Below are 10039 nucleotides of genomic sequence, written 5' to 3' on the forward strand. Positions count from 1 at the left end.
GGCAGCGGCCAGCACGATCAGCGGGAAGGGTGCGTCCAGCGCAAAGATGGCGACAAAGGCGGCGGCAGCGATGCCCCACAGCCAGCCGTTCTTCAGCGCCCGCGTGCCGATGCGGTGGGCCGCATGCACGACCAGGGCCGTCACCGCGGGCTTGAGGCCATAGAAGAGGCCGGCCACGACGGGCAGCTTGCCCCAGGCCATGTAGACCCAGGCCAGCGCGACGAGGATGAAGAGGGACGGCAGCACGAACAGCGCGCCGGCGACGATGCCGCCCCAGCTGCGATGCATCAGCCAGCCGATGTAGGTGGCGAGCTGCTGGGCCTCGGGGCCGGGCAGGACCATGCAGTAGTTCAGCGCATGCAGGAAGCGCTTCTCGCTGATCCAGCGGCGGCGCTCGACCAGCTCGGTGTGCATGATGGCGATCTGCCCGGCCGGCCCGCCGAAGCTGATGAAGCCGAGCTTGAGCCAGAAGCGGAAGGCTTCCCAGAAGCTGACGGGGCGGGGCGGCGAGTCGATGGCGGGGCTCCGGGCTGAAGACGGTCAGCCGCAATGTAGGGCCTGTTCAACGGGCCTGCGCCTTCGCGATGCTGTCGCGCAGCGAGGCGGCGATGTCGCTGTCGGCCGGCACCTCGGCCAGCACGCGGCGCCAGTAGCCCACAGCCGCCGCCGTGTCGCCGCGCTCATGGGCGGCGCTGCCGAGCAGGGCCAGCGTGGGCACATGGTGCGGGTCGAGCTTCAACGCGCGTTGCAGCAGCGCCTCGGGCTCACCAGCGAGGCCCCGGCCTTGCACCAAAGCGAGGGTGACGGCGTGCTGGCTCAAGGGCTGCGGGTCGGCGGGGCGCAGGCGTTCGAGTTGCGCGTAGGCGGGCAGGGCGTCCTGCGGGCGGCCCAACTGCTCGTAGGCGCGGGCCAGCAGGGCCCAGCCTTCGGCGTCGTCGGGCGTGCGCTGCAGACGGTCGGCCAGGCGCTGCACCATCTGCTGAACGGGGTTGGCGGGCAGCGCAGGCGGCGGGTTGATGGCGTCGGGTCGGCCGAGTTGGACGTAGAGCAGGCTGGCAGCGAGCGGCAGGGCCAGTCCCAGGACTGCAGCGGTGCGCCATGCGCGTGGGCTGTTGGGGCCCAGCAGGGCCGGCGCGAGAGGCAGCAGCGAGGCCAGCGTCAACACGACGGCGGCGAGGATGAATAGGCTCACCGCGGCTCCTCGCGCCGCCGGCCCTGGCGCAGATAGACACCGGCACCGATGGCCAGCAGTGCCAGCGGCCCGAACCAGAGCGGCGCCGTGCCGGCGTGCAGGGCGGGGCGGTAGAGCACCTGCTCGCCATAGCGCTGCACCAGCTCCTCACGCAGCTCGACTTCGCTGCGGCCGGCGGCCAGGCCTTCGCGCAGCTGGCGCTTCATGTCGACGGCCAGCGGCGCGCTGGACTCGGCCACGCTCTGGCTCTGGCAGACGACGCAACGCAGCTCCTGAGCCAGACGTTCGACGCGGGTATCGAGGTCTTCAGCCCGGGCATTGAAGGCCGCGGCCAGCAGCAGGGGCGCGACGAGGCTACGCACGCTTCAACCTCGCGATCAGGGGCAGCAGGCGCTTGTTCAGGTCCTCCGCCGTGACCGGCCCCGTGAGCCGCAGCCGCACGACGCCGCGACGGTCGATGACAAAGGTTTCGGGCACGCCGGTGATGCCCCAGGCCAGGCTGCCCTTGCCTTGCGGGTCCAGCCAGGTCAGCGCATACGGGTTGCCGTGGCGCTTCAGGAAGGCCAGGCCCAGCTCGGGCGTGTCGCGGTAGTCCAGGCCGACGACGCGCACGCCGCTCTGTTCGGCGAGCTGACCCAGCACCGGCAGCTCGGCGCGGCAGGGCGCGCACCAGGAGGCGAACACATTCAGCACCCAGACCTGGCCTTGCAAAGCCAGGCTTTCGCCGTCCAGGCGCTCGAGGTCGAGCACGGGAGCAGGTTTGCCGATCAAGGGCGAAGTGGGCTCCGCCAGGGCATCTCGGTTCAGGCCGCGTGCGAGCAGCGTAACGAGGGCTGCGCTGGCCAGCAGCGGAACGAGGGTGGCGAGCTTGGGTTTCATGGCGTCGAGAGCGCGGGGACGAAGTTGGGCTGCAACTCGGCGCGCGGGCTGCGTCCCCGAGCGAGTGCGCCCCAGAGGCCGCCGACGGCCATCAGCAGCGCGCCGATCCACACCCAGCTCATGAAGGGCTTGATCTGCAGGCGCAGCGCCCAGCGCCCGTCGACATCGGCATCGCCCAGGCTGACGTAGACGTCGCGCCACGGGCCGCGCGAGATGGCCGCCTCGGTCATCGCAGACTGCCGACGGGTATAGACGCGCTTCTCCGGCGACAGCGTGATGACCTCACCGCCGTGTTGCCACACCAGCTTGGCCCGGGCGGCGCGGTAGTTGGCGCCGTCCACGGCCTCCAGCCTTTCGAAGCGCAGCAGATGGCCTGCCACGCGCACCTGCTCGCCAGGCGCGAGTTGCAGGTCATGCGCCTGCTCCAGGCTGCGCACCAGCGTCACGGCCAGCACGAAGACGGCGATGCCGGCATGCGCCAGCCACAGCGGCAGGCTGTGCCGCCAGGCGGCGCGCTGGTGCCAGGCGAGTGACAGCGTGCCGCCGAGCGCCCACAGGCCGGTGGCGATGCCGGCAGCCAGCCACAGCGAGCCTTGCAGTGCGACGGCCAGCACCGCAGCGCTCGCGAGCGCGGTCAATGCCAGCGGCAGCAACGGCTTCACGGCACCCAGTGCCGCCACCCGCCAGCGCGCCAGCGGCCCGACGACGAGCAGGGCGACGAGGGGCAGCATGATGGGCGGGAAGACGGTATCGAAGTAGGGGGCGCCGACCGACAGCTTGGTGCCCGAGATAACTTCGGCCGCCAGCGGGTAGAGCGTGCCCAGCAGCACGGTGCCCGTGGCCGTGGCCAGCAGCAGGTTGTTCAGCAGCAGCAGCGATTCGCGCGAGCCGAAAGCGTAGCCCTCGGCCGCGGGCAGGCGGCCCACGCGCAGCGCGTACAGCGTCAGCGACCCGCCCACGGCCAGCGCCAGCAGCGCCAGGATGAAGAGGCCGCGCGACGGGTCGCTCGCGAACGCGTGGACCGAGCTGACCACGCCCGAGCGCACGAGGAAGGTGCCCAGCAACGACAGCGAAAAAGCCAGCAGCGCCAGCAGCAGGCTCCAGCGCAGGAAGCCCGGCCGCTTGTCGGCCACGGCCAGCGAGTGGATCAGCGCGGTGCCCAGCAGCCAGGGCATGAAGGCGGCGTTTTCGACCGCRTCCCAGAACCAGAAGCCGCCCCAGCCCAGYTCGTAATAGGCCCAGAAGCTGCCGAGCAGGATGCCGCCCGTCAGCGCCGACCACGCGGCCAGCACCCAGGGCCGGGCCCAGCGCGTCCAGCGCGCGTCGGGCGCGTCGTCCAGCAGGGCCGCCACCGCGAAGGCGAAGCCGACCGCGAAGCCGACATAGCCCATGTAGAGCAGCGGCGGGTGGGCCGCCATGCCGGGGTCCTGCAGCAGCGGGTTCAGGTCGCGGCCCTCCAGCGGCGCGGGCAGCAGCCGAGCAAAGGGGTTGGACGTGAAGGCGATGAAGGCGAGGAAGCCAGCCGCCACGGCGCCAAGCACGCCCTGCACGCGCGCCGCGAAGGCGGGCGGTAGCTTGCGGCTGCGGGCGGCCACCAGCGCGCCCCAGGCCGCCAGCATCCACACCCACAGCAGCAGCGAGCCCTCGTGCCCGCCCCAGCTCGCCGTGATGCGATAGCCCAGCGGCAGCTCGTGGCTGGCGTTGGCGGCGACGTAGGCGACCGAGGTGTCGAGCTGGATGAAGCTGGCGACCAGCGTGGCGAAGGCGGTGCTGACGAGGCCGAAGCCGACGGTGGCCAGGGGCCGCGCAAGAGCCATCCAGCGCGTGCGGCCGGACTGTGCGCCCCACAGCGGCAGTAGCGCCTGCGCGAGTGCGACCGCCAACGCCAGCAGCAGTGCGAACTGGCCGAGTTCGGGCGTCATCTTGCGCTCGCTTGTTTGAGCGCCGCGGCAGCCTCGGGCGGCATGTAGCTCTCGTCATGCTTGGCCAGCACCTCGTCGGCGACGAAGCCCAGGCCGGCCAGCTTGCCCTGCGCGACCACGCCCTTGCCTTCGCGAAACAGGTCGGGCAGCGGGCCGCGGTAGCTCACGGCGACGTCGCGTGCACCGTCGGTGACCGTGAAGCTCATCAGGCCGTCGGCGCCGCGCTGCACTGAACCAGGCGCCACCATGCCGCCGAGCCGAAAGCGCGTGCCGGCCGACGCTTCACCGCGCACGATCTCGCTGGGCGTGACGAAGAAGACGAGGTTCTGGCGGAAGGCCTTCAGCACCAGGCCTCCGGCCATTGCGAGCAGGGCCAGCATGGCGAGCAGGCCGAGGAGGCGGATGTGGCGGGGTTTCATCGGCGGAGGGACCACAGCTCGACGGCGATGCCTAGGGCCACGGCCGTGAGTGAAGCCCAGACATAGAACGCGTGGGCGCCGAAGAGCTCGCTCATGTCAGGCTCCCAAGCGCACGTGGCCAGCGCGCCTCGGACTCGACCCGGGCCTGCAGCAGCCGCCTCGCCCGCGCCAGCACGACAGCGCCGGCATAGGCCCAGAACCCCAGCGTCGACAGCAGCAGCGCCGCCAGCATCTCCGGCGCGATCGCGCTGCCGCGCGCTGTGATGGAGGCGCCCTGGTGCAGGGTGTTCCACCAGCTGACCGAGAAATACAGCACTGGCAGGTTCAGCGCGCCAACCAGCGCCAGCAGCGCGCCGGCCTGGTCGCCACGACGCGGGTCGTCGGGCGTGTCGACCGCCGAGGTCAGCGCGATGAAGCCGACATAGAGCAGGGCCAGCAGCAGGGCCGAGGTGAGGCGTGCATCCCAGACCCACCAGGTGCCCCAGGTCGGCCGGCCCCAGAGCGAGCCGGTCAGCAGCGTCAGCACGGCGAACAGGGCGCCGGTGGGCGCCAGCGCGCGCATCAGCACGAAGGCCAGGCGCGTCTTCCAGGCCAGGCCCCACAGCGCCCAGAAGGCCATGGCGCCGTAGCAGACCATGGCGATCCAGGCCGCCGGCACGTGCAGGTAGAGGATGCGGTAGGCCTCGCCCTGCTGGGCGTCGGTGGGCGCGATGAAGAGGCCGAGGGTGAGGCCGGTCGCTATGCCGAGTGCTGCCAGCAGCCACAGCGCGGGCAGCAGCCGGCCGGTCAGCGGCAGGAAGTGGGCGGGGCTGGCATAGCGCCAGAGCGGGTGCGGGGTGGTCATTCAATCCAACATCAGTGAGAGAGCGGCCGAGGTGGCCCAGGGGGCGAGGGCCAGCAGCACGGCCAGCCAGGCGCCGAGCAGCAGCAGGGCGGTGTCTGCATTCGCACCGCCTTGGGCCGCCGCAGTGCCGAAGACGAGCACCGGCACCTCCAGCGGCAGCAGCAGCAGGGCCAGCAAGCCGGCGCCGGCGCGCGCATGCAGCACCAGCGCCGCGCCCAGGCCGCCGAGCAGCGCCAAGGCGGGTGTGCCGAGCAGCAGGCTCAGCGCGAGTGGCGTCGGGTTGTCGATGCCGAAGGCCAGCGCCAGAAGCGGCGTGACGAGCACCAGCGGCAGGCTGCTTAAGGCCCAGTGCACGGCCAGCTTCAGCGCCACGGCAAAAGGGCGTGGCAGCGGCGCCAGCCACCATTGCTCCAGGCTGCCGTCGGCCAGGTCGGGTGCGAACAGGCGCGGCAGGGCGAGCAGGCTGGCCAGCAGAGCGGCAATCCACAGCAGTCCCGGCGCCAGCTCGCGCAGCCTAGCCGGCTCGGGCCCGAGACCCAGGGGAAACATGGCGGCCACGCCGACGACGAAGCCCAGAGGCGTCAGCCATTCGGCCGGCTGGCGCAGCGTGCTGGACCACTCCCGCCGGGCGAGCGCCGCGGCGGCCTGCAGAGCGACGCCCATCAAGGCCTCCCGAGCTGCAGGCTGCGGACGCTGCGCTTGAGCGGCAGGGCCTGGTGGCTGGTGAACACGACGCTGCCGCCTTCATCCGCATGCCGATCCAGGCGTTGGGCGATGCGATCGGCCATCGCGGCGTCCAGCGCGGCGAGCGGCTCGTCCAGCACCCACAGCGGTGCAACCCGGGGAAGCCACAACTGCGCCAGGGCGACGCGGCGGCGCTGGCCCTCGGACAGCTGGGCCAGGCGCAGCCCGGCGGCGTCGTCCAGGCCGACCGGCGCGAGTGCCGCCAGAGCCTGTCCTTCAGTGCAAGGACGCCCGGCCAGCGCGGCGCTGCTGCGCAGCTGTTCGATGACCGACAGCACGTCCTTGAGCCCGGGCCGGTGGCCGATGTAGAGCAACTCGCGCTCCACATGCACCCGCCCCGCGCGCGGCGCGCTGAGGCCGCAGATCAGCCGCAGCAGGCTGGTCTTGCCGCTGCCGTTGGCGCCCTGCACCCACAGCAGCTGGCCGGGATGCAGGGCCAGGTCCATCTCTTCGAACAGCGGCCGCGCCCCACGCGACTGGCCCACGCGCTGCAGGATGAGCACGGGTGGCGCAGAAAGGGAAGCGAGGGCGAGAGACATGCCCGCCACTCTAGGCAGCGGGCCATGCGGCGCCAACGAAGCAAAACGACTGAGCTATTTCAGTTGGCGCTGCTTTTCGCGCTCAAGCCGTCAGGCTTCGGGGCGCGGGATCAGAGTCCGGCGCGCCGCAGCCACGCCTCGGCGTCGGTCGGGTGAATCTCGTCCGCAGACCGCAGGTTGCGCAGCACGCGGTAGCGGCTTTCGATGCCCACCAGCATCAGCACCCGTTTGCCGGCATGCGCGTGCACGGCGTCGCGCAGCCGATCGGCGTGGTGCTGATCCCACTGGGCCTGCACCTGGGCAGCCTCCTGGCCCACCAGGCCCTCCTCGATCTCCCGCAGCGCAGCCACCAGCCGGTCCGTCTTCTCGCTGTTCACGTCGGCAGCAGAGCTCCACCCGCTGGCCAGCGCGCGATACGTGGCCTGCTTCAGCTCGTCGAGCGCCTTGGCGCCGGCCGGGTTCCGCTCACCGAAGGCCTTGTAAGCCTGGCCCACCGAGCCCGTCAGCTGATTGAACAAGGCTTCGTCCGGTTCCGATCCCAGAGCCGGGATGCCGGTGGCATCGAGGTAGGGAAAGATGACGTCGAGGTACTCGACCTTGCCGGGCCAGACCTTGCGGGTGCGCAGTTCCTTGGGTGTGACGTCCAACACCAGCACATCGGGCTTCACGGCCTCGATGACCTGGCGGAGCACGGGCAGGCCATAGGCCGGCACCAGCTTGTGCCGCGAGTACAGGGTGGAGACAACGAACACCTCGCCTTGGGTCGCCAGCGCCGCCCTGRTGGCAGCCGGCGCAGCCGCCAGCACGCCGAGCAAGACCCGTCTCGACCAGTCACGCCTCATGGGGTTCATGCAGATCCTGTGCCATTGAAGGCATGCAATCTAGGTCGGCGCGCGCATGAGGCATGGCCCATGCGACGAAACGGGCTGTGGCGCGATGGGCTTGGCTTATCCGCCTACAAACCCGCCGCCCGCGCCGCCAGCGTACCCAGCTCGCCATACAGCGGCAGCACATTGGTGCCTGCGGTTGGATGCACGCGGTTGGACAGCAGCACGAAAAAGCTGCGGCTCGTCGGGTCCAGCCAGAAGGCGCAGCCGGTGAAGCCGGTGTGGCCAAAACTGGTGGGCGGATAGAGGCTGCCGCGCGGGCGCGCATAGGGCGAGGCGATGTCCCAGCCCATGCCGCGCTGCTCTGCGAGGCCGGGCGGGGACTGCGGCGTCGTCAGCAGGGCCACGCTTTGCTCGGACAGCAGGCGTCGGCCGTCCTCGCCCACGCCGCCGGCCAGCAGCATGCGCGCGAAGCGGGCCAGGTCCGCCGTCGTCGTGAACAGGCCTGCATGGCCGGCCACGCCGCCCATCTTGCGGGCGGTCGGGTCGTGCACCTCGCCGCGCAGCACCTGGCCACCGGGCAACTTCTCGGTCGGTGCGACGCGTGAGGCGTCCATGCGGCGCAGCGGCAGATAGCCGCTGTCCATCATGCCCAGGGGCTGGAACAGGGCCTGCTCGGCCAGGCGTTCCAGCGCCACACCACTGGCGCGTTCGACGATCAGGCCGAGCAGGATGTAGTTGACGTCCGAGTAGCGGAACTGCGCGCCCGGCGCAGCGGCCAGGGGCAGGCCGCAGGCGATGCGCAGGGCGTCGTCCTTACCCGCCCAGTCGCCGGCGCCATTGCGGGGCAGGCCGGAGGGCAGGCCCGAGCTGTGCGTCAGCAGCAGGCGCAACGTGATGGCGGCCTTGTCGGCGCCACCGCAGCCTGGCAGATAGCGCTGCAGTGGCGCCTCGAGGTCAAGCTGGCCGCGCTCGCGCAGCAGCTGCACCAGCGTGGCGGTGACGACCGGCTTGGTCAGCGAGGCGGCGTCGAAGATGGTGGCCTCGTCCAGCGGCTCGGGCGCCGGCTCGACGGCACGCTGGCCGTAGGCGCGATGGTGGCTGCCGTGGCCGACGCGCTCGACCCACAGCGCGGCGCCTGGCAGCTGGCCCTGGGCGATGAAGCGCTCGACGGCCGCGTCGGCTTCGGCGAGCGGTTGGGGTGCGAGGCTGGGGTGGTGGGCGCAACTGACCAGCAGGGCGGCGGCCAGCAGCCCTGCGATGGTGAGGGCAGGTCTCATGGCCGGGATTCTCAGGGCCCGGCGGGCCCGCTCAACCGCGTCGTGCGGCCTCGATCTTGGCGATGTCGATCTTCTGCATCTCCATCATGGCCTCGAAGGCCCGCTTGGCAGCGGCGGTATCGGGGTCGCTGATGGCATCGATGAGCGCGCGCGGCGTGATCTGCCACGACAGCCCCCAGCGGTCCTTGCACCAGCCGCATTGGCTTTCCTGCCCACCATTGCCGACGATGGCTTTCCACAGGCGGTCGGTCTCGGCCTGGTTGTCGGTGGCGATCTGGAAGGAGAAGGCTTCGCTGTGCTTGAACATCGGGCCACCGTTCAAGCCGATGCAYGGGATGCCGGCGACGGTGAACTCCACGGTCAGCACGTTGCCCTGCTTGCCGTCGGGGTAGTCGCCCGGCGCGCGGTGGACAGCGCCGACGCGGCTGTCGGGGAAGGTCTCGGCRTAGAAACGCGCGGCGGCTTCGGCGTCACCGTCATACCAGAGGCAGATCGTGTTCTTGGCAGTCATGGGCATCTCCTGGTTGGGCGGCCAGCCTAGGCGGGGCCTGACGGAAAGTTGATCCCTAGGAACAGCCGCGTTATGTTGCGCGCCATGAAACTCCGTCGCGCTCTTTTGGCAGGTTCGATTCTTGCCACGCTGCTGGCCGTCATGTCCGCTTCACACGCCCAAGCGCCAGCGCCTACCCAGGCCGGCCTGCAGCTCGTGCAGGCCACACCGGCAGCACAGCGCGGTGAGCTGCTGCAGCCCTTCACCGAGGCCGCCCGCAGCGACTGGCACCACACGCCGCGCCGCCGTGACGGCATCGCCTTGAAGGCGATGTCTCCCGCGCAGCGCGAGGCGACGACGGCCCTGCTGCGCACCGCGCTGAACGAGAGCGGGCTGGACAAGGTGAGGGCGCTGATGGCGCTGGAGATCGCGTTGCGCCAGATCGAAGGCTCGGGAAGCTCTCGCGACCCCGAGAACTACGCCGTCGCGCTGTTCGGCGAGCCCGGCGCTGCCGGCTGGGGATGGCGCGTCGAGGGGCATCACCTGTCGCTGCACTTCAGCCTGAACGGCGACCGCTATGTGTCGACGCTGCCGCAATTCTTTGGCGCCAACCCGGCCGTCGTGCCTGCCGGGCCGCGGCAGGGCTTTCGCCTGCTGGGTAGCGAGGAAGACCTGGCCCGCCAATGGCTGGCCGGTCTGGCGCCGGCACAGCGTTCGCGCGCCATCTTCAGCACCCGCCCCTTTGGCGACATCGTCAGCGGCAATGCCGCGCGTGCCAGGCCGCTGGACGCCATGGGCCTGCCCTTCGCGGACATGGACGCCGGCCAGCAGGCCCAGGTGCTGAAGCTGATCACCGCCTTGGCCGACCACCTTCAACCCGATCTGGCCCAGGCTCGCCTGGGC

13 protein-coding genes are annotated in these 10039 nt (G+C 71.0%); 1 reads left to right on the top strand and 12 read right to left on the bottom strand.

Features of this window, described 5'->3' with window-relative positions:
• The 12 genes from AC1DU6_RS11275 to AC1DU6_RS11330 form a co-directional block, all read right to left on the bottom strand.
• On the bottom strand, nucleotides 1-516 hold a 516-nt coding region (locus AC1DU6_RS11275; RefSeq protein ID WP_477857250.1), incomplete at its 3' end, for a chromate transporter.
• Between the two features lie 46 nt (nucleotides 517-562).
• Complete coding sequence (locus AC1DU6_RS11280) at nucleotides 563-1192, bottom strand: tetratricopeptide repeat protein (protein ID WP_457323778.1); 630 nt, start codon at nucleotides 1190-1192, stop codon at nucleotides 563-565.
• Nucleotides 1189-1554 carry a cytochrome c-type biogenesis protein gene (locus AC1DU6_RS11285; RefSeq protein WP_457323779.1) on the bottom strand — a complete coding sequence of 122 codons (366 nt, stop codon included), beginning with the start codon at nucleotides 1552-1554 and terminating at the stop codon, nucleotides 1189-1191. Before AC1DU6_RS11285 ends, AC1DU6_RS11280 begins: the two co-directional genes overlap by 4 nt.
• Complete coding sequence (locus AC1DU6_RS11290; protein ID WP_457323780.1) at nucleotides 1547-2071, bottom strand: DsbE family thiol:disulfide interchange protein; 525 nt, start codon at nucleotides 2069-2071, stop codon at nucleotides 1547-1549. The genes AC1DU6_RS11285 and AC1DU6_RS11290 overlap by 8 nt, the downstream gene beginning before the upstream one ends.
• Nucleotides 2068-3993: a heme lyase CcmF/NrfE family subunit gene (locus AC1DU6_RS11295; RefSeq protein ID WP_457323781.1), complete on the bottom strand. Its 1926-nt coding sequence runs from the start codon at nucleotides 3991-3993 to the stop codon at nucleotides 2068-2070. Before AC1DU6_RS11295 ends, AC1DU6_RS11290 begins: the two co-directional genes overlap by 4 nt.
• Nucleotides 3990-4412 (bottom strand): cytochrome c maturation protein CcmE, encoded by a 423-nt coding sequence (ccmE, locus tag AC1DU6_RS11300; protein WP_457323782.1) that lies wholly within the window; start codon nucleotides 4410-4412, stop codon nucleotides 3990-3992. The genes AC1DU6_RS11295 and ccmE overlap by 4 nt, the downstream gene beginning before the upstream one ends.
• Nucleotides 4413-4503: 91 nt before the next feature.
• Nucleotides 4504-5256: a heme ABC transporter permease CcmC gene (gene ccmC / locus AC1DU6_RS11305; RefSeq protein ID WP_457323783.1), complete on the bottom strand. Its 753-nt coding sequence runs from the start codon at nucleotides 5254-5256 to the stop codon at nucleotides 4504-4506.
• The gene (gene ccmB / locus AC1DU6_RS11310; protein WP_457323784.1) at nucleotides 5257-5919 is read right to left on the bottom strand and encodes a heme exporter protein CcmB; all 663 of its coding nucleotides are present in this window, start codon (nucleotides 5917-5919) and stop codon (nucleotides 5257-5259) included.
• Nucleotides 5919-6539: a heme ABC exporter ATP-binding protein CcmA gene (gene ccmA / locus AC1DU6_RS11315; RefSeq protein WP_457323785.1), complete on the bottom strand. Its 621-nt coding sequence runs from the start codon at nucleotides 6537-6539 to the stop codon at nucleotides 5919-5921. Before ccmA ends, ccmB begins: the two co-directional genes overlap by 1 nt.
• A gap of 110 nt (nucleotides 6540-6649) precedes the next feature.
• Nucleotides 6650-7381 (bottom strand): hypothetical protein, encoded by a 732-nt coding sequence (locus AC1DU6_RS11320; RefSeq protein ID WP_477857245.1) that lies wholly within the window; start codon nucleotides 7379-7381, stop codon nucleotides 6650-6652.
• A 113-nt stretch (nucleotides 7382-7494) separates the two neighbouring features.
• Nucleotides 7495-8646, bottom strand: coding sequence for a serine hydrolase domain-containing protein (locus AC1DU6_RS11325; RefSeq protein ID WP_477857246.1), 1152 nt, complete (start codon nucleotides 8644-8646; stop codon nucleotides 7495-7497).
• A 31-nt stretch (nucleotides 8647-8677) separates the two neighbouring features.
• Nucleotides 8678-9157 carry a VOC family protein gene (locus tag AC1DU6_RS11330; protein ID WP_457323344.1) on the bottom strand — a complete coding sequence of 160 codons (480 nt, stop codon included), beginning with the start codon at nucleotides 9155-9157 and terminating at the stop codon, nucleotides 8678-8680.
• Between the two features lie 84 nt (nucleotides 9158-9241).
• On the opposite strand from AC1DU6_RS11330, the gene AC1DU6_RS11335 reads away from it, so the two are divergent.
• Nucleotides 9242-10039, top strand: a 798-nt coding sequence (locus tag AC1DU6_RS11335; protein WP_477857248.1) for a DUF3500 domain-containing protein, incomplete at its 3' end; no start/stop codon positions are given.

The organism is Roseateles sp. P5_B10 (genome assembly GCF_056400485.1).

What these genes read in the sequence shown, in the direction of transcription:
- AC1DU6_RS11290 (WP_457323780.1), bottom strand. Translation starts at nt 2,071, where the DNA reads ATGAAACCCAAGCTCGCCACCCTCGTTCCGCTGCTGGCCAGCGCAGCC.
- ccmE (WP_457323782.1), bottom strand. Translation starts at nt 4,412, where the DNA reads ATGAAACCCCGCCACATCCGCCTCCTCGGCCTGCTCGCCATGCTGGCC.
- ccmC (WP_457323783.1), bottom strand. Translation starts at nt 5,256, where the DNA reads ATGACCACCCCGCACCCGCTCTGGCGCTATGCCAGCCCCGCCCACTTC.
- ccmB (WP_457323784.1), bottom strand. Translation starts at nt 5,919, where the DNA reads ATGGGCGTCGCTCTGCAGGCCGCCGCGGCGCTCGCCCGGCGGGAGTGG.
- ccmA (WP_457323785.1), bottom strand. Translation starts at nt 6,539, where the DNA reads ATGTCTCTCGCCCTCGCTTCCCTTTCTGCGCCACCCGTGCTCATCCTG.
- AC1DU6_RS11325 (WP_477857246.1), bottom strand. Translation starts at nt 8,646, where the DNA reads ATGAGACCTGCCCTCACCATCGCAGGGCTGCTGGCCGCCGCCCTGCTG.